We start from the raw sequence: 17663 nt of genomic DNA on the forward strand, positions 1-17663 counted from the left end.
TTACGCCTCCAGCCTCGGCAGAATGCCATCTGAAATCGCATCCACCAGCGCACCGGTGGCGATCAGATCGGCTGCAGCCTTGAGATCGGGCGCCATGTAGCGGTCTTCTTCCAGTGACGGGATGGCAGCGCGCAAGACCGACATGGCCTTTTGCAACTGCGGGCTCGTCTTCAACGGTCCGCGCAATTCGACGCCCTGCACGGCAGACAACGCCTCGATGCCGAGAATGGCAAAGAGGTTTTCCGTCATCGCAAGTAAGCGGCGAGCGCCGTGGCATGCCATAGACACATGGTCTTCCTGGTTGGCTGAGGTCGGTGTTGAGTCGACAGACGCCGGATGCGACATCTGCTTGTTCTCGCTCATCAGCGCAGCCGATGTCACCTCGGCGATCATCAGACCGGAGTTCAGGCCGGGCTTCTTCGAAAGAAAAGCAGGCAATCCATAGGAGAGGGCCGGATCGACGAGAAGGGCGATGCGCCGCTGGGCGATTGCACCGATTTCGCAGATCGCAAGAGCGGTCTGGTCCGCTGCAAAAGCCACTGGCTCCGCATGGAAGTTGCCGCCGGATACGACGGAATTGTCGGAAAGAACTAGCGGGTTATCGGTCACCGCATTGGCTTCGATTTCCAGCGTCTTTGCCACTTGTCTCAGAAGATCGAGGCACGCGCCATCGACCTGTGGCTGGCAGCGAATGCAATAGGGATCCTGTACGCGCTCGTCGCCTTCGATGTGGCTGACACGGATTTCCGAGCCTTCCAGCAGTTGGCGAAGGGCCGAACCCGCATCGATCTGGCCCTTATGGCCGCGAAGCGTGTGGATGTCCGGATGGAAAGGCGCCGAAGACCCCATGGCCGCATCGGTGGACAGCGCGCCGGTAATGAGTGCTGCCTGTGCCGCGCGATGGGCGCGGAAGAGACCGGCGAGAGCCAGTGCCGTCGAAGTCTGCGTGCCATTGATCAGCGCCAGACCTTCCTTGGCAGCCAGAACCACAGGCGCGAGATCGGCCTTTTCCAGCGCATCGCGAGCTGGCATCTGCTCTCCGGCAAAGAAGGCTTCGCCTTCGCCCATCATCACCGCTGCCATATGCGCCAGCGGCGCGAGATCGCCCGAAGCGCCGACGGAGCCCTTCTCCGGGATCACCGGAATGACGCCTTTTTCCAGCATGGCCTCGATCAGCCGCACCAGTTCCAGCCGGACACCAGATGCGCCACGACCAAGCGAAATCAGCTTGAGCGCCATGATCAGCCGCACGACGTTCTCTGGCAGGGGGGCACCCACGCCGCAGCAATGGGAGAGGATCAGGTTGCGCTGAAGGGTCGCGACATCTGCGGCATCGATCTTGATCGAGGCGAGTTTGCCGAAGCCGGTATTGATGCCATAGACCGGCGCGTTACCGGCTGCGATATCGGCAATGCGCTTTGCAGCCTTTTCGATACCCGCATCGAAGGATGGATGAAGCTTGGCAGCACCATTCCCCCAGTAGATTGTCGCCAGATCGGCAAGCGGCACAGCGCCCGGATGAAGAATGATGGTCATGGTCAGATCGTCCGTCCCTTGAAGATGCGTGCGTGAAGCGGGTTGAAGCCGATGCGGTAGACGAGCTCCGCTGGGCGCTCGATGTTCCAGATGGCGAGATCGGCGGATTTGCCGACCGTGATTGTTCCGGTCTCGGCGAGAACACCGAGAGCCTTTGCGGCATTGCGGGTCGTTGCGGTTATGCACTCATCCACCGTCATGCGGAAAAGCGTCGCTCCCATGTTCATGGTCAGCAGCAGCGATGTCAGCGGCGAGGTGCCGGGATTGCAATCGGTGGCAAGCGCAATATCGGCACCCGCATCGCGCAAAGCCTGCATGGGGGGCAGCTTCGTCTCGCGCAGCGCATAGAAGGCACCCGGTAGAAGAACAGCAACGGTGCCGGATTGGGCGAGCGCTTTCGCACCGGACTCATCGAGATATTCCAGATGATCGGCGGAGAGCGCACGATAAGAGGCTGCCAGTTCCGCGCCGTGAAGATTGGAAAGCTGTTCGGCATGGAGCTTGACTGGAAGACCGAGCGCTTTGGCCTTGTCGAAGACAATGCGCATTTCTTCAACGGAAAAGGCGATACCCTCGCAAAAGCCATCGACGGCATCAATGAGCTTTTCCTGATGGGCACGTTCCATACCAGGCAATACAATGTCGGCTATGTAATCCGCATTTCGCCCTTTATATTCGGCAGGCGTCGCATGGGCAGCGAGATAGCTGGTGAGGATGCGAACGGGGCGCAATGTTTCGAGCCTGCGCGCCACGCGCAGCATCTTGCATTCGGTCTCGATATTGAGCCCATAGCCGGATTTGATTTCGATGGTGGAAATGCCTTCGGCAAGCAGCGTGTCCAGACGCGGAAGGGCTTCTGCCACCAGTTCGTCTTCGCTCTTGGTGCGGGTATCGCGCACGGAGGAAACGATCCCGCCGCCGGCCTTGGCGATCTCTTCATAGCTTGCACCATTCAGGCGCATTTCGAATTCCATGGCGCGGTTGCCGCCAAAAACGAGATGGGTGTGGCAATCGATCAGCGCGGGTGTAATCCAGCGGCCTTCGCAATCGACGGTCTTTGCCTGGTCGATCACGGTGGAAGGAAGTTCGGACTCGGGGCCGACAAAAACGATCCGCCCGTCTTTGGCGGCAATCGTGCCGCCCTCGATAATGCCGAGGCCGTCGCGGGAAGGATCGAGCGTCGCAATGCGGGCGTTTCGCCAAAGCGAAATGCCGTTGCCGTCTGAGGTGAAATTCCGGTTTGCCATCAGTTTTTCCTTCCCTTCTGATCAATATGTATATACATAATGGAGGCAGAGGCAAGAGCCTGTTCGAGGAAATTGAGGAGCCGACATGTTCATCCATGCTGAAACCGCTTTGCTGCCGACAGGCTGGGCAAACAATGTCCGTATCGAGATTGCTGATGGCAAGGTGATGTCGGTCACGCCGGACGTGGAAGCGGCGGCCGGCGATGATCGGCATGCGGTTCTCGTGCCTGCCATGCCGAACCTTCACAGCCACGCCTTTCAGCGCGCCATGGCCGGCATGGTGGAGCGGCGCGGTGCCACGCAAGACAGTTTCTGGAGCTGGCGCACGCTGATGTACCGCTTCGCCCTATCGATGACGCCGGAGCAGGTGGAGGCGGTGGCAGCTCAGCTTTACATGGAGATGCTAGAGGCCGGTTTCGGTCGTGTGGGCGAGTTTCACTATCTCCATCACGATAAGGATGGCGCTCATTATGCCAATATCGCCGAGCTTGGCGAAAGGATCGCGGCAGCCGCCGCGCAAACCGGGATTTCGCTGACACTGTTGCCAGTCCTTTACGCCCATTCCGGCTTCGGCGGTCAGCCACCGGTGGAAGGCCAGCGCCGCTTCGTCAATTCGCCCGACAGTTTCGAGCGTCTGCTGGAGGGTTGCCGTCAGGCGGTTTCAGCCCTGCCCGAAAGCGTGGTTGGTGTCGCCCCACACAGCCTGCGAGCCGTAACGCCGGAAGAGCTAAGCTTTGCCGCCCAACTCGCCCCTGACGCGCCGCTTCACATTCATATTGCCGAGCAGGTGAAAGAGGTTGAGGACTGCATCGCTTGGTCGGGCAAGCGACCGGTCGAATGGCTGCTGGACAATGCAGAGGTGACGGATCGCTGGTGCCTGATCCACGCGACGCATATGACCGAAGCGGAAACGCGAGGCGTCGCCGAGAGGGGAGCGGTCGCCGGTCTCTGCCCGATCACGGAAGCCAATCTGGGGGATGGCACTTTTGCTGCCGTCGAATACTTCAAACATGACGGCGCCTTCGGCATCGGCTCGGACAGCAACGTGCTGATCGGCGTCGGCGAGGAACTGCGTCAACTCGAATATTCGCAGCGCCTGGCTCACAGGGCGCGCAATGTCATCGCGCCAGCCAATGGCTCGACGGGCCGTACCCTTTTCGATGGCGCCTTGACGGGTGGCGCCAAGGCCTTGGGTGTAAAGGCCGGGATCGCAGCGGGCATGGCTGCGGATATTTCATCCCTCAACTTAGACGCGGCCCCCTACCTGCAATGTGATGACATTCTCGATGGCTGGATTTTCGGCAATCTCGTCAAGCCGCGTACTGTCTGGATAGGCGGTAAGGCGGTGGTGCGAGATGGCGCCCATATTCGCCGCGATGAGATTGCGCGTCGCTTCCAGCACACGATGCGGCAGCTTTTGTCCGTCTGACATCAGTATGTGACGCTAATATAAGCGCTGGGCGACCTTGACTCGGAGAAGAAGCTCGCCGAGTCATTGCCGTCAGGGAGTTTGAGACATATGCCACATTTTCTTCGCCAGCTTTCGCCGACGGGTCTCGGCGTCGCGGTCATGCTTTTCGGCATGGTGCTCTTCGCGCTCAACGATGCGATGGGCAAGTTCCTCGTTTCCACCTACAGCCTCGGTCAGGTCATTGCCGTGCGTAGCATCGCGGCCGTCATTATCCTGCTGCCGATCGTTTGGAGGGCAGGGCTGGCGAAACTGGTCAATGTCGAGCGCCCCGGCCTTCAGGTCGCACGTGTCTTTTTCTCCACCGCAGAACTCTTCTGCTTCTATTTCGCCGTAGCGGCGCTTCCGCTTGCCGACGTCATGACATACTGGCTGGCAGCACCCATCTATGTGGCCGCGCTCTCGCCCTTCCTTCTTGGCGAGAAGGTCGGCTGGCGGCGTTGGACGGCCATCGGCATCGGTTTTGTCGGCGTGCTGATCGCGCTGAAACCAAGCTCTGCGTCTTTAACTAGCGCAGCCTTCTTTTCCATCCTTGGCAGTGCCGCCTTTGCCTTCATGATGCTGTCCGGCCGGCAGCTTCGCAACACGCCGGACACGGTCCTGGCCTTCTGGCAGATTATCGGGGCAGGGCTTGCCGGCATTGTCGCCATTCTCATCACGCCGTCCGGCTGGATTCCGATACAATCCGGTTTCGACCTGTCGCTGCTCGCACTTCTCGGTATCGTGGCGATGACCGCGCATGTGCTGGTCAATCGCGCGCTCAAACTCGCCGACGCGGCGACGGTTGCGCCCTTGCAATACACATTGCTGCTGTGGGCCGTCATTTTCGGCTGGCTGATCTTCGGCGATGTACCGCAAATCAGCATCGTCATCGGGGCCGGATTGATCGTCCTGTCGGGACTCTACATCTTCTTCCGGGAAAATGCTGTGAAGCGCAAGCAGGCCAGGACGGCGGTTCAGCCCGTCGAAGATCTGGTCTGATCCTCTGGTGAACAACAAACCTGTACCCTTGGATGTAAATACAACCTGTGAGAAGTAAAATAGGGCTTATCGCAGCGAAGAAAGGCCGACAGGTAGCCGAAAAACAACTTTAATCTTGACGGCATCACGAAGTTGAGAGACTAGAGTGACATTCTGCCCCTGACATCGGGCAGGATGAAACCTTGGTGCCGGGCCCCTCTGGCGAGAGTTTTACGGCGCTCTCGCGATGTCGGTACCGCCTGCTTATGACGCCGGCGGATGAACACCCATGAACAACTCAACCATGCATTCGGTGCTGGCGCGCGACGTCACGCACATCTTCTGCTCTAATGTTGCGGGGGCTTTGTGATGACGCCCACGACGCAATCCACGCTCTCCTATTTCAAGTGGGCCTTTATCGTAACCGTCGTCGGCCTCATTCTCGGCGGCTATCTCGGCTGGGAAATGACCGGCACCGTCAGTGGCACGGCCACGATCTTCTTCATCTGCGCGGTGCTGGCCGTGCTGGAAATCTCGCTCTCCTTCGACAACGCCATCGTCAATGCCAACAAGCTGAAGGACATGACGCCGGAGTGGCAGCATCGCTTCCTCACCTGGGGCATTCTGATCGCTGTCTTCGGCATGCGTATCGTCTTCCCGCTTCTGATCGTCGTCATCGCCGCAAATGTCGGCCCCTGGACGGCCATGGTCATGGCAGCGACCGAGCCGGATCGCTACGCCCAGATCATGAAGGACGCGCATCTGCCGATTGCGGCCTTTGGCGGCACCTTCCTGATGATGGTGGGCCTCAGCTTCTTCTTCGATCATGAAAAGGAAGTTCACTGGGTGCGCTGGTTCGAGGAGAAGATCGCCACCTATTCCTCGATCAAGGGCATCGAGATCGCCTTCGTCTTGATCATCATGCTGGTCTTCACCCGCATCATCAGCAACAGCACCAATCCCGAGCTCGGTCCGGAAGCGGCCAATGTCTTCTTCACCTCGGCGATCTGGGGTCTGTTGACCTTCCTTCTGGTCGAAGTCCTTGGCGGCGTTCTTGATCGCAGCCAGCAGATGCTGGAAGGCGCGGCAAAGGGCGGCTTCGGCGCCTTCCTGTACCTCGAAGTGCTGGATGCCAGCTTCTCATTCGATGGCGTTATCGGCGCCTTTGCGCTGACATCGAACCTCTTCATCATCGCCATCGGTCTTGGTATCGGCGCCATGTATGTGCGCTCCATGACCATCATGCTGGTGGAGAAGGGAACGCTTGCCGAATATCGCTATCTCGAGCATGGCGCCTTCTACGCAATCCTGATCCTTTCGGTGATCATGTACACGCAGAGTCTCGTCCATATTCCGGAAGTGATCACCGGTCTTGGCGGCGCGACCCTTATCGGCATCGCGCTGTGGTCCTCCATCCGCTATAACAAGCAGGAAAAGGCCCGCGAAGTCGGTGCCGCGCATGGTGCCAAGGTCTGACGAAGCACCTGACCCTCTGCCTTAACAGGCGGAGGGCTGCGTCTTAATTTTGCGCGGCGATTAAAAAATAATCTCTCGCCCTTCGCGACCAATGGGAATTGAGGGCATTCAGCGTCTGATTCGGCTTGATCGCGGGTTGGCACGCTTCCTGCTTCTTGGTTGTTCAAGTCCAGAGGGGACGCGAGAGCTCAAAACGAGCCTATCGACACCGTCGCCATTTCGAAGAGACAACTTCGATGGCGGCGGTTTTGTTTTTATTCACCGCTTGGCGCGATGATAATGGGGATTTTTCAAAGAACGGAGAGTTCCAACGTGCCAGTGGAATTGTCGCCAAGCCAGGCGCTCGGCTTGTGGCACCGCGTCGCGCTGGCTCAGGTGGAAGGCGAAGCGCCCGACCTGACGCTGAGACAGACTGCGATCCTGCTCCATATCTATCTGGTGCCGCCGCCGCACACCGTGCGAGCCCTGGCGAGTGTTCTGGGCGTCACCAAGCCTGTGATTACTCGCGCACTGGACAGTATGGGTGCTTTGGGCCTTGTCGATCGCGAACGCGACGAAAAGGATCGCCGCAATGTGGTGATCAAACGCACGGTCGCAGGCGCTCTCTATCTAGAAAAATTCGGCGATCTGATTATTGATAAGGCGCGCGAGACTTGATGTTAAAAAGTCGCCGCATTGCCGTTCGATGAACGCTGGCATTATTCTTTCAAACCAGGACCAAATCACCATGACATCCGCCGAAACCCTTGACCGCCGTCTGAATGTCATTCGCCCCGATCTAGCGGATGCGAAGCTTGAGGGCAGGGTCCAGGCAGAGCGTTTCATCACGGGCGAGCCCGCACAGGTCGCTCTTCCGGTGGTCGGACTTCGGCCAAAGCCGGAGATGGTATCGGGGATCGATACCGAACTGCTTTTGGGGGAGGCGATCCGCGTCTTCGACCGTGCCGATGGTTGGGCATTCGTGCAGGCGGAGGCGGATGGCTATGTCGGTTACATGCCACAGGTCGCGATCGGCGCGGTAGAGGTGGCAACACACACCGTCATTGCTCCCCGCACCTTTCTCTATCCAGCAGCAGAACTCAGAAAGCCGCCTGTTTCGGCCCTTTCCATGGGAAGCCGCCTGACCTTCGTCGGCGAAGAGGAAAAGCGTGGGACGCGTTACCTGATGACGGCGAAAGGCGAGGGTGTCATTGCTGCCCATTGTCTTCCCGTCGATCGCTTCGTCTGCGATGATTATGTCTCGGTCGCACTTCGCTTTCTCGAAACACCCTATCTCTGGGGTGGCCGCTCCGGCTTCGGTATCGATTGTTCGGGTCTCGTCCAACTGTCCATGGCGATGACGGGCAAATTCGCACTGCGCGATACGGATATGCAGGTGAAGTCTCTCGGAACCGAGATCGAGCGCGAAGAACTGCGCCGCGGCGATCTGGTCTTCTGGAAGGGTCATGTCGGCATCATGGAAGATGAAACGACGCTGCTGCATGCCAACGGCCATACGATGAATGTTGCACGCGAGAACCTGGACGAGGCTATTCAGCGCATCGGCTGGCTCTATGACAGGCCCACCGCCTATCGCCGTCCTTGATTTGCTCACGAAAACGTTTCGAAGCGACATCCTGCGCACACCACTTGCATGGCTTATATAGAGCTTCTCTTGCATCGGGATGCGACATGATGAGACCTTTGACGCGCGCTTTTTCCGGCTTGGCTCTTTGCCTGGTGGCTCTCGCTCTGCCGCAGGCTGGCGCGGCGCAGACCGTTTACAAGGACGGTTATCTTCCCGCACCAGACGCTTATGCCAATTTGCCTGGCGTGAAGGACCCCAAGACGCTCAAGCCACAGGAACGGTATCACTGCTACTCAACGACTGTTCAGTCCAGCAGGCCCACCGGCCCCTATCGCGATCTCTTCGGTAGCGATGGCCTGCCGGTTCAGGGTTATCGTTGCTCCGGCTCGTCCGGCACGTCCTATTTCGGCACGAGGGTCCCTACATCGAAGGACTGGTTTCCGGGGATCAATCCTCCCGCTACGGATTTCTGAGATGTAAGACCTCTCCCCAACGAACCGCACTCGGGTGAACTGGTCTGGACTTGCCATGCGTTTTTCAGATAAGTCTTTGACCCACAAGGTCGATGACCTCTGAAAATGCGCGGCGATGCCGGACCTGCCTGGTGCACGGGGGTCTGGCGCGGGGGATAGCAGCAGCAATGACGAAGACAGACATAGCGACCCGTGTTCACAACCACACTTGGAAGCTTGATCCCATCATCCGCAGCCTCATCGACACGGATTTCTACAAGCTGTTGATGTTGCAGATGATCTGGAAGCTCTATCCAGAGGTCAATGCAACGTTTTCCCTCATCAACAGAACAAAGACCGTTCGGCTCGCAGAGGAGATCGACGAGGTAGAACTGCGTGAACAACTCGATCATGCTCGCAGCCTGCGACTGACGAAAAAGGAAGCGATCTGGCTTGCCGGTAACACCTTCTATGGCCGCTCGCAGATTTTCGAGCCGGAGTTTCTATCCTGGCTGTCGAGCTATCAATTGCCGGAATACGAGCTGTTCAAGCGCGACGGGCAGTATGAGCTGAATTTCCATGGCCGGTGGATGGATACCACGCTATGGGAAATTCCAGCACTCGCCATCGTCAACGAATTGCGCTCGAGAAGCGCCATGCGTTCACTCGGCTACTTCACACTGGACGTCCTTTATGCCCGCGCCAAAGCCAAGATGTGGGCAAAGGTCGAGCGCCTTCGCGAACTCCCTGGCCTGCGCATCTCCGATTTCGGCACGCGCCGCCGCCACAGTTTCCTGTGGCAGCGCTGGTGCGTCGAAGCCCTGAAGGAAGGTATCGGCCCCGCTTTCACTGGCACCAGCAATGTCTTGCTGGCGATGGATTCAGATCTTGAAGCGGTCGGCACCAATGCGCATGAGCTTCCCATGGTCGTTGCCGCTCTGGCGCAGAACGACGAGGAACTGGCCGCAGCACCCTACCAGGTGATGAAGGACTGGAACCGACTTTATGGCGGCAACCTGTTGATCGTCCTGCCCGATGCCTTCGGCACTGCAGCGTTTTTGCGCAACGCGCCGGAATGGGTAGCGGATTGGACAGGCTTCAGACCGGATAGCGCGCCGCCTATCGAAGGTGGCGAAAAGATCATCGAGTGGTGGAAAAAAATGGGCCGGGACCCGAAGAAGAAGCTCCTCATCTTCTCAGACGGCCTGGATGTCGATGCCATCATCGACACCTACAAGCATTTCGAGGGACGCGTGCGGATGAGCTTCGGCTGGGGCACCAATCTCACAAACGATTTTGCCGGTTGCGCGCCCAAAACTATCGAGGGCTTGAAGCCGATCTCGGTCGTGTGCAAGGTCAGCGATGCCAACGGCCGCCCGGCGGTCAAGCTCTCCGACAATCCGCAAAAGGCGACAGGCGAGGCAGAAGAAGTGCAGCGCTATCTGAAATTCTTCGGTCAGGAAGACCGAAAAGACCAGAAGGTCCTGGTTTAGGACGTTCTGGTCGGTGAACAGGCCGACTTTCATCATCCTCGCCGTATTGGCGGGGATGATGAATTGGTATGGTCAGTTCTACCGCTTCACGAAGCTGCGGGAAATATAGTGGAACAGGGCACGGATAGCCTGTGCCTCTCCACCGATCGATGAATGCGGTCGCTCACTGAGCGACCATCCGTAAATATCGAAATGCACCCACTTCTTCGTCTCGGTAACGAAGCGCTTGAGAAAGAGCGCCGCCGTGATCGATCCAGCCATGCCGCCGGAGGGCGCGTTGGTAAGATCGGCCGCGCGCGAGCGAATATCCTTGTCGTAGCCCATATAGAGCGGCAGCCGCCAAAGCGGATCGTCGGTATCGATGCCGGCATCGGCAATGCTGTGGGCAAGGTCTTCGTCATCGGTGTAAAACGGCGGAACATCCGGTCCGAGCGCAACGCGAGCCGCCCCCGTCAGTGTCGCCATGTCGATCATCAGTTCCGGCGGATCTTCATCGGCATAGGCTAGTGCGTCGGCCAGGATGAGACGGCCTTCGGCATCGGTATTGTCGATTTGCACCGTCAGGCCCTTGCGGCTCTTGTAGATGTCACCGGGTCGGAAGGCGCTGGCGGAAATGGAGTTCTCCACTGCCGGAACGATGACGCGCAGATTGATCGGCAGGCGCGCATCCATGATCATCAGCGCAAGACCAAGCACATTCGCTGCCCCGCCCATATCCTTTTTCATCAGCGCCATTGATGAGGAGGGCTTGATGTCGAGCCCACCGGTATCGAAGCACACACCCTTGCCGACCAGCGTCAGCCGCGGATGGTTCTTCTTGCCCCACGACATTTCCAGAAGGCGCGGTGCGCTGGCGCTGGCGCGACCCACCGCGTGAACCAGAGGAAAATTTTCCTTCAGGAGATCGTCGCCGACCACGACCGATACTTGCGCCTTATAATGCGCGCCGAGACTGCGAAAGGCAATTTCCAGCTCATCCGGTCCCATGTCGTTGGCCGGGACGTTGATGAGGTCACGGGCCAGATAGACACCGGCGAGAATACGCTTGATTTCGGCATCCTCGGCATCGCGAGGAATGAGAAGCTTCGGCCCGTTGTTCTTCGTGGCGCGGTACTTGTCGAAGCGATAGGCGCCGAGACCGAAGCCGAGCGTCAGCCGGTTTACAGTCAGTGGCGCGGTTTCGATATGCCAGTTGCCCTCGGGAAGCTCACGTGCCAGCTTTCCAGTAATGAAGGGAATTTCGGATGGATTGGTCCCAAGGCCGAGGAGGGCCCCGCCCAGGGCACCTTCCGCAGAGGGAATGAGCAGAATGGCGCCAGCCTCTGCCTTGAAGCCTGCCTTGCGCGCCCAATCGAGCGCCACAGGATCGATAGCCCCCTGTTCTATATGGGCAGGCGTCACTGCAAAGACGGGAAGCGTTGCGCCAGACTTCGAACTGAAGGGCGAGGCGCGCTCTATGAACTGATAGGGGACCATTGTCTGCTTTCGTAAACGCCTGAACCGGCCAAATTAACACTCTGTTAGGGTTAACAGATTATTGCTGGAGCGAAAGTTGCGTGGCGCACGCCGCGTCAACGAAATATCCGAACATAGGCCCGGGGCGACATCATGATTGCGATTTCCTCACGTCATGCCAGCAAACGCATCCTTCTTCGGGGTGCCTGCGTCGCTGCTGTGGCTTTAAGCCTCGCGGCCTGCTCCACGAATCGTACGGATCGCCCGGACCGAATGTCGACGGGATCGATTTCTCCTGCTGTCTCGCATTCCTACGATCAGATGAACATGGACCAACTGCGCCAGGCCGAAGCATCGGTCGGGGCAGCTTACGCGCGCAATCCCAAAGACCGCAACACGGGGATGAACTACGCCAACATCCTGATGATGACAGGCAAGAACACGCAGGCACTGGCGGTCATGCAGCAGGTTGCGATTGCCTATCCATCTGATCGTGAAGTGCTGGCGGCCTACGGCAAGTCTCAGGCTGCTGCCGGCCAGCTTGAGCAGGCGCTCAATACCATCCAGCGAGCGCAAACCCCCGATAGGCCGGATTGGCGTCTTTACTCCGCAGAAGGCGCGGTTCTGGATCAGTTGGGACGCTCCAACGAAGCCAGAGCGAAGTATCGTCAAGCGCTCGATCTCAAACCCAACGATCCGAGCATCCTGTCAAACCTCGGAATGTCCTACGTGCTGCAAAATGATCCGCGCACGGCAGAAACCTATCTTCGCTCGGCGGCATCGCAACCCGGTGCCGACAGCCGCATCCGCCAGAACCTCGCACTGGTCGTCGGCCTTCAGGGGCGCTTCGATGAAGCGCAACGCATTGCCATGCAGGAGTTGTCTCCCCAGCAGGCGCAGGCCAATCTCGCTTATCTGCGCGGCATGCTGTCTCAGCAGAACGCGTGGTCACAACTTGCCGACAAGAACAAGAAGACCGAAGTTCGTTAGGACCTTCATCTAGAGCGCCGTGCGTCCCGTTGGGCGCAGTGAGGACGCTCGATCTCTTTGGATCTACCCGCGTCTCTTCCGACCAATCGCTTCATAACCGTGCTGGCCGGCCAGTGCGGCCTGTTCGTCTAGGCCGACATAAGGCTGCTCTCCAACCTCATGGCTGCATGGTCAAAACGTATCGGCGACCCGAATGCCCGCAGGTCCCAGAATGACAGCGACGAGCACCGGCAGGAAAAACAGGATCATCGGTACGGTCAACTTGGGCGGCAGCGCAGCTGCTTTCTTTTCTGCTTCGTTCATGCGCTCGTCACGACCTTCCTGCGACATCACGCGCAAAGCCTGCGAGAGCGGTGTGCCATAGCGTTCCGCCTGGATCAGCGCCTGGACGACATTTTTCACATTATCCAGCTGAGTGCGAAGCCCTAAATTTTCCAGCGCCACGCGGCGATCCTGCAAAAACGACAGCTCGGCCACCGTCAGCACCATTTCTTCGGCAAGCTCCGGCGATTGCTCCGTCATTTCCTCGGCCACGCGTCGCATGGCAACCTCCATGGAGGTGCCGGATTCCACGCAGATGAGCATGAGGTCCAGCGCATCCGGCCAGTTGCGTTTGATCGACTTCTGCCGCTTGGTAATGCGATTGGAGACATAGATATTGGGAGCGTAGAAGCCCAGATAACCGAACACCAGCACTCCCACGAGACGGGTCATGAAGCTGTAATTGGGGAAGTTGTTAAGACCGAAGACCCACAGGCCCCCGACAAGCAGAAACACGAATGGCAGGATGAAACGCGCAGCCAGGAAGGTGTTGAGCGCGTTTTGGGAGCGAAAGCCCGCAGACTTCAGCTTGTTCACCGTATTGGCATCCACCAGCGCCTCGCGCAGGTTGAAGCGTTCGACGATCTTGGTGGCCGATTTGCTATGGTTGGCGCGAAGCGAAGCCTTGCCCGTTGGACTGGGTGCGTTCAAGCGCTCCTGATTGCGGCTCCTCAAGCGCTCCCGCTCTGTCGAAACGGCTCGTGTGCGCCTGTTGAGATCTGCACGAGTAAGATAGGGCGTAGCAACGGTGTAGACGGTGGAAAAGGCCGCCACAGCGACAAGAACCGCTATAAGGAAATGCGGATCGAGGAGGCGTTGCATGAGAGTGTCGAGCATGGGACCGCCTCAGATCTCGAAGTTGATCATATTGCGCATGATAACGATGCCGATCGACATCCAAACTGCAGAGCAACCGAGAATGATATGCCCGCGCTGATCGGTAAACAGGACCATCAGATAGTCCGGCGCCGTGAAATAGACCAGAAGCGAGACGATGAAAGGCAGGGAGCCGATGATGACGGCGGACGCCTTCGCTTCCATCGACAATGCGTTGACTTTGGCCTTCATCTTGCGCCGGTCGCGCAGAACCTTGGAAACGTTGCCAAGCGTTTCCGACAGGTTGCCACCTGCCTGAGCCTGCATCGAAATGACAATGCCGAAGAAATTTACCTCCGGCAGAGGCATCGTCAATGCCATGCGTTCAATGGCTTCGGCAAGGGACATGCCCACCTGCTGCGATTCGACAATGCGCTGGAACTCTCTTTTAACCGGTTCCTGCCCATCGGACGCGATCAGCCGCACCGCCTCATTGAGAGGGAGCCCGGCTCGTATCGAACGACACATCACATCGAGCGCGTTTGGAAATTCTTCCAGGAATTTGGTTTGACGCCGTTTGACCAGATAGCGCAGCACCCAACGTGGCGCGCCCAGAATACCGACGAAAGCGATGCCGATCCCCACGAGAAACGGCATGCCATAGAGCAGGGACATAAGGGCGAAGAAAACTGCGATGCCAATGCTGAAGAGATGGAACCGCTTTACCGAAATTGGAAGGTCGGCCTGGAGAATGAGACTTTGAATGCTGGCATTGTTGCGTTTCTTCGTCTTTTCGTTCTGCTTTTTCTCCAGGTCTTTCAGCATTTCCTGCGTCGATTTGCGGCGCTTGCTGAGTTCCTGAACGCGATCACGCGCAGCTTTGATCTTGACCCTGTCCGTTTCGGCTGCCTTGACGCGGGTAACGCGGCTTGCCGTCTTCTTCTCCGTTTCGATCTGCGGGAACAGGAAGACATAGGCCAGCGCCCCTGCCGATATGGCGACCAGAACGACAAGAAGCACTACTGTCATGTTCATTGGCTGCTGCGCTCCATCGCCTCAAGCGCCGCGACAAGACGTCCGCCCTCGTTGTAGTATCGGACGCGATCGAAAAAGTGGGGTTTGGTGATGCCGGTAGAGACGTGCCGCCCGATCAGCCGTCCATTGGCATCTTCCCCTTCGATTTCGTATTTGATCAGATCCTGCGTAATGATCACGTCACCTTCCATGCCGACGACCTCCGTCACCTGGGTGATGCGCCTTGAGCCATCGCGAAGGCGGGCCGCCTGGATGATGATGTCGACGGATGTGGAGATGATTTCCCGGACGGTTCTGGCCGGCAGGGTGAAGCCACCCATCGCGATCATCGACTCCATACGGCTGAGGCATTCCCGGGGCGTATTGGCATGGATCGTGCCCATGGACCCGTCATGGCCGGTATTCATCGCCTGAAGCAGGTCGAACACTTCGGGTCCGCGTACTTCACCGACGATGATGCGCTCGGGCCGCATGCGCAAGCAGTTCTTAATCAGATCGCGCATTGTGATTTCGCCTTCGCCCTCGATATTGGGCGGGCGGGTTTCCAGGCGGACGACATGCGGCTGCTGCAGTTGGAGTTCGGCGGTGTCCTCGCAGGTAATGACGCGCTCGTCCTTTTCGATATAGCTCGTCAGGCAGTTGAGCAGCGTCGTTTTACCCGAACCGGTTCCTCCCGAAATGACGACGTTGCAGCGAACACGTCCGATGATCTGCAACAGGACAGCGCCCTCAGGCGTGATGGCACCGAAGCGCACCAGCTGATCGAGCGTCAGCTTGTCTTTCTTGAACTTTCGGATCGTCAGCGCCGGACCATCGATCGACAGGGGCGGCGCAATCACGTTCACACGCGACCCGTCCGGCAGGCGCGCATCGCAGATCGGACTGGATTCATCGACGCGGCGGCCGACCTGGCTGACGATGCGCTGGCAAATCGAAAGAAGCTGCGCGTTGTCGCGGAAACGGATGTCGGATTCGATCGTCTTGCCGTTCACTTCGATGAAGGTCTGGCCCGCACCGTTGACCATGATATCGGCAATGTCGTCGCGCGCCAGAAGCGGCTCCAGCGGCCCATAGCCGAGCACGTCGTTGCAAATGTCTTCCAGCAGTTCTTCCTGCTCGGAGATCGACATCGCAAAGTTCTTGATTGTGATGATATCGTTGACGATATCGCGAATTTCTTCTCGAGCGCTTTCCGTATCGAGTTTGGAAAGCTGCGACAGATCGATCGTGTCGATCAGCGCTGAAAAAACCTGCGACTTCGTCTGATAATAGTCATCCGTGCGGGCACGTTTGCGCTGCGGGCCGTTATCCTTCGGTACTGGGGATGGCCGCGGGGCAGGTGGTTGAAGCACCGTGAGCTCCGCAGGCTCCATGTCATCCATGAGCGGAGGCGAACTCATGGCAGGCAACGGCGCGGGCGGCGGTGAAGCCACTCGCCCGATGGTTCCGCTTCGTCCGAAGCTGTCGCTGCCACGTTTTCCAAACATCTCTTGTCTTCCGGTCTGTCTTTTCGTGGAAGGTCCACGTTTATCTGCGTTTCAGGAGATCCATGAACTTGCCGATTCCCGGTTTTTTCGCTTTGCGTGCCGACGAGCGTCCCGTCAGCACATGCGAGAGCTGGGAAAACGTCTCTGCAATCGGTGATTTCGCATCGATTTCGCTGATCATTCGTCCGCTATTGGCGGCAGACCCGAACAACTGGGCATCGAAGGGAATGATGGCGAGCGGTTCGATCTCCAGCGGCTCGAAGAAATCCGAGGGCTCGATCTCCGGTCGTTTGACCATGCCGACCTGGTTGAGAATGAGATGAGGCGCCTTGTCGTTCGGGCGCAGACGCTTGAGCGCATCCAGGATGTTCTTCGTGTTTCTCAAATTGGCAAGATCGGGAACCGCGGTGATCACCACTTCATCGGCATCCGACAGCACCGACTGCGTCCAGTGTGACCAGACATGGGGTACGTCCAGTACGGCCACGGGCGCGCTTCGTTGCAGCAGTTCCGTCAAAGGTTGGAAGGCGGCTCCATCGAAGTCATAGGCTCTGTCGAGAAGTGACGGTGCAGCCAGAATCGACAGATGGTCAGAACATTTGGTGAGCAGACGATCGAGAAAAACCTCATCGAGCCGCTCCGGTGCGAATATGGCCTCGGCTATTCCCTGCGCAGGATCTTGGTCGAAATCGATATTGGCCGTACCGAAAGGCAGGTCCATATCCGCAAGAACGGTTTCGGTTGAAAAAAGATTTGAAATCCCGAAGGCGCAATTATGCGCGATCGTGGAAGAGCCCACGCCGCCCTTGGCGCCAATGAAGGCGATGCTGCGACCGAGCGGCTCGGCTTCGGGGTCAACGAAGATTGCCGCGATGGATGTCATCAGGTCGGCTACCTTGATCGGCGCGACCAGATATTCCGAGATGCCGTTGCGCATAAGGTCGCGATAGAGGGAGATGTCGTTATGACGTCCGATGATGATGACACGTGTCGTCGGATCGCAAACCTCCGCAAGCGGCCTCAGGTCGTTGAGCAGAGTGGACGGCTCGCGGTGGGTCTCGAGAATGACGAGGTTTGGCGTTGCCATGGATGAGAACGTTCTCGCCGCAGCTTCGATCTCGCCATTCGTCACCCGCATGCTGACCTTGTTCATCCGCCGGTCGCTGGCCAGACGCTCCATGATCTGCTGCATGGTTTCGCTTTCGCAAAACGCATGGATGGAGATACGCGGCAGGGGCCTGACGCTTTCCAGCTCTCCAGGCCGCAACGTTTCCGCGCCGCTGATCGCGTCTGAATTGTTGGGCCGAATATCGTAATTCACCGGGTTCATGTCAGGTCCTGTCGTTCAAGCTGGAAAGCT

General features: G+C 58.3%; 15 protein-coding genes. 8 read left to right on the top strand and 7 right to left on the bottom strand.

From position 1 onward, the window contains the following. Together hutH and hutI are read right to left on the bottom strand one after the other, a co-directional pair. Entirely contained in the window at window positions 1-1542 is a 1542-nt protein-coding gene (hutH, locus tag QZ869_RS13745; RefSeq protein ID WP_296105723.1) for a histidine ammonia-lyase, read from the bottom strand. After that, the gene (gene hutI, locus QZ869_RS13750) at window positions 1539-2783 is read right to left on the bottom strand and encodes an imidazolonepropionase (RefSeq protein WP_296105471.1); all 1245 of its coding nucleotides are present in this window, start codon (window positions 2781-2783) and stop codon (window positions 1539-1541) included. Before hutI ends, hutH begins: the two co-directional genes overlap by 4 nt. A gap of 85 nt (window positions 2784-2868) precedes the next feature. Between hutI and QZ869_RS13755 the strand changes: the two genes are divergently transcribed. From QZ869_RS13755 to pncB, 7 genes are all read left to right on the top strand, one after another. Beyond that, window positions 2869-4212, top strand: a complete 1344-nt coding sequence (locus QZ869_RS13755; RefSeq protein WP_296105473.1) for a formimidoylglutamate deiminase — start codon at window positions 2869-2871, stop codon at window positions 4210-4212. Window positions 4213-4302: 90 nt separating this feature from the next. Next, on the top strand, window positions 4303-5232 hold the full coding sequence (locus QZ869_RS13760) for a DMT family transporter (protein WP_296105475.1): 930 nt from the start codon (window positions 4303-4305) through the stop codon (window positions 5230-5232). A gap of 348 nt (window positions 5233-5580) precedes the next feature. Continuing rightward, entirely contained in the window at window positions 5581-6687 is a 1107-nt protein-coding gene (locus QZ869_RS13765) for a DUF475 domain-containing protein (RefSeq protein WP_296105478.1), read from the top strand. A gap of 312 nt (window positions 6688-6999) precedes the next feature. Continuing rightward, a complete protein-coding gene (locus QZ869_RS13770) occupies window positions 7000-7344 on the top strand; it encodes a MarR family winged helix-turn-helix transcriptional regulator (protein ID WP_296041136.1) in 345 nt (114 codons plus the stop codon). A 70-nt stretch (window positions 7345-7414) separates the two neighbouring features. Next, on the top strand, window positions 7415-8272 hold the full coding sequence (locus QZ869_RS13775; protein WP_296105480.1) for an NlpC/P60 family protein: 858 nt from the start codon (window positions 7415-7417) through the stop codon (window positions 8270-8272). Between the two features lie 89 nt (window positions 8273-8361). Then, a complete protein-coding gene (locus QZ869_RS13780) occupies window positions 8362-8727 on the top strand; it encodes a hypothetical protein (protein WP_296105482.1) in 366 nt (121 codons plus the stop codon). A gap of 167 nt (window positions 8728-8894) precedes the next feature. Then, complete coding sequence (gene pncB, locus QZ869_RS13785) at window positions 8895-10199, top strand: nicotinate phosphoribosyltransferase (RefSeq protein ID WP_296101626.1); 1305 nt, start codon at window positions 8895-8897, stop codon at window positions 10197-10199. Between the two features lie 78 nt (window positions 10200-10277). On the opposite strand, the gene QZ869_RS13790 is transcribed toward pncB, so the two are convergent. Next, the gene (locus QZ869_RS13790) at window positions 10278-11675 is read right to left on the bottom strand and encodes a M17 family metallopeptidase (protein ID WP_296105484.1); all 1398 of its coding nucleotides are present in this window, start codon (window positions 11673-11675) and stop codon (window positions 10278-10280) included. 252 nt (window positions 11676-11927) lie between these two features. On the opposite strand from QZ869_RS13790, the gene QZ869_RS13795 reads away from it, so the two are divergent. Beyond that, window positions 11928-12644 (top strand): tetratricopeptide repeat protein, encoded by a 717-nt coding sequence (locus QZ869_RS13795; RefSeq protein ID WP_296077073.1) that lies wholly within the window; start codon window positions 11928-11930, stop codon window positions 12642-12644. A 171-nt stretch (window positions 12645-12815) separates the two neighbouring features. Here QZ869_RS13795 and QZ869_RS13800 read toward each other — a convergent pair whose 3' ends face one another. The 4 genes from QZ869_RS13800 to QZ869_RS13815 are packed head-to-tail and all read right to left on the bottom strand — an operon-like array spanning window position 12816 to window position 17633. Continuing rightward, window positions 12816-13802, bottom strand: coding sequence for a type II secretion system F family protein (locus tag QZ869_RS13800; protein ID WP_296041121.1), 987 nt, complete (start codon window positions 13800-13802; stop codon window positions 12816-12818). A gap of 9 nt (window positions 13803-13811) precedes the next feature. Further along, a complete protein-coding gene (locus tag QZ869_RS13805) occupies window positions 13812-14816 on the bottom strand; it encodes a type II secretion system F family protein (protein WP_296105488.1) in 1005 nt (334 codons plus the stop codon). Continuing rightward, window positions 14813-16303: a CpaF family protein gene (locus QZ869_RS13810; RefSeq protein ID WP_296077081.1), complete on the bottom strand. Its 1491-nt coding sequence runs from the start codon at window positions 16301-16303 to the stop codon at window positions 14813-14815. The genes QZ869_RS13805 and QZ869_RS13810 overlap by 4 nt, the downstream gene beginning before the upstream one ends. 40 nt (window positions 16304-16343) lie before the next feature. Further along, window positions 16344-17633 carry a CpaE family protein gene (locus tag QZ869_RS13815; RefSeq protein WP_296105490.1) on the bottom strand — a complete coding sequence of 430 codons (1290 nt, stop codon included), beginning with the start codon at window positions 17631-17633 and terminating at the stop codon, window positions 16344-16346. Window positions 17634-17663: the final 30 nt, after the last annotated feature.

Origin of the sequence: uncultured Agrobacterium sp., assembly GCF_913777885.1 — a bacterium.
Classification (GTDB): Bacteria; Pseudomonadota; Alphaproteobacteria; order Rhizobiales; family Rhizobiaceae; genus Agrobacterium.

Bases quoted from the DNA above. Each gene is read 5' to 3' on its own strand.
- QZ869_RS13780 (WP_296105482.1), top strand. From the start codon at position 8,362: ATGAGACCTTTGACGCGCGCTTTTTCCGGCTTGGCTCTTTGCCTGGTG.
- QZ869_RS13815 (WP_296105490.1), bottom strand. From the start codon at position 17,633: ATGAACCCGGTGAATTACGATATTCGGCCCAACAATTCAGACGCGATC.
- QZ869_RS13765 (WP_296105478.1), top strand. From the start codon at position 5,581: ATGACGCCCACGACGCAATCCACGCTCTCCTATTTCAAGTGGGCCTTT.
- pncB (WP_296101626.1), top strand. From the start codon at position 8,895: ATGACGAAGACAGACATAGCGACCCGTGTTCACAACCACACTTGGAAG.
- hutI (WP_296105471.1), bottom strand. From the start codon at position 2,783: ATGGCAAACCGGAATTTCACCTCAGACGGCAACGGCATTTCGCTTTGG.
- QZ869_RS13760 (WP_296105475.1), top strand. From the start codon at position 4,303: ATGCCACATTTTCTTCGCCAGCTTTCGCCGACGGGTCTCGGCGTCGCG.
- QZ869_RS13790 (WP_296105484.1), bottom strand. From the start codon at position 11,675: ATGGTCCCCTATCAGTTCATAGAGCGCGCCTCGCCCTTCAGTTCGAAG.
- QZ869_RS13755 (WP_296105473.1), top strand. From the start codon at position 2,869: ATGTTCATCCATGCTGAAACCGCTTTGCTGCCGACAGGCTGGGCAAAC.
- QZ869_RS13805 (WP_296105488.1), bottom strand. From the start codon at position 14,816: ATGAACATGACAGTAGTGCTTCTTGTCGTTCTGGTCGCCATATCGGCA.
- QZ869_RS13775 (WP_296105480.1), top strand. From the start codon at position 7,415: ATGACATCCGCCGAAACCCTTGACCGCCGTCTGAATGTCATTCGCCCC.
- QZ869_RS13800 (WP_296041121.1), bottom strand. From the start codon at position 13,802: ATGCTCGACACTCTCATGCAACGCCTCCTCGATCCGCATTTCCTTATA.
- QZ869_RS13810 (WP_296077081.1), bottom strand. From the start codon at position 16,303: ATGTTTGGAAAACGTGGCAGCGACAGCTTCGGACGAAGCGGAACCATC.
- QZ869_RS13795 (WP_296077073.1), top strand. From the start codon at position 11,928: ATGTCGACGGGATCGATTTCTCCTGCTGTCTCGCATTCCTACGATCAG.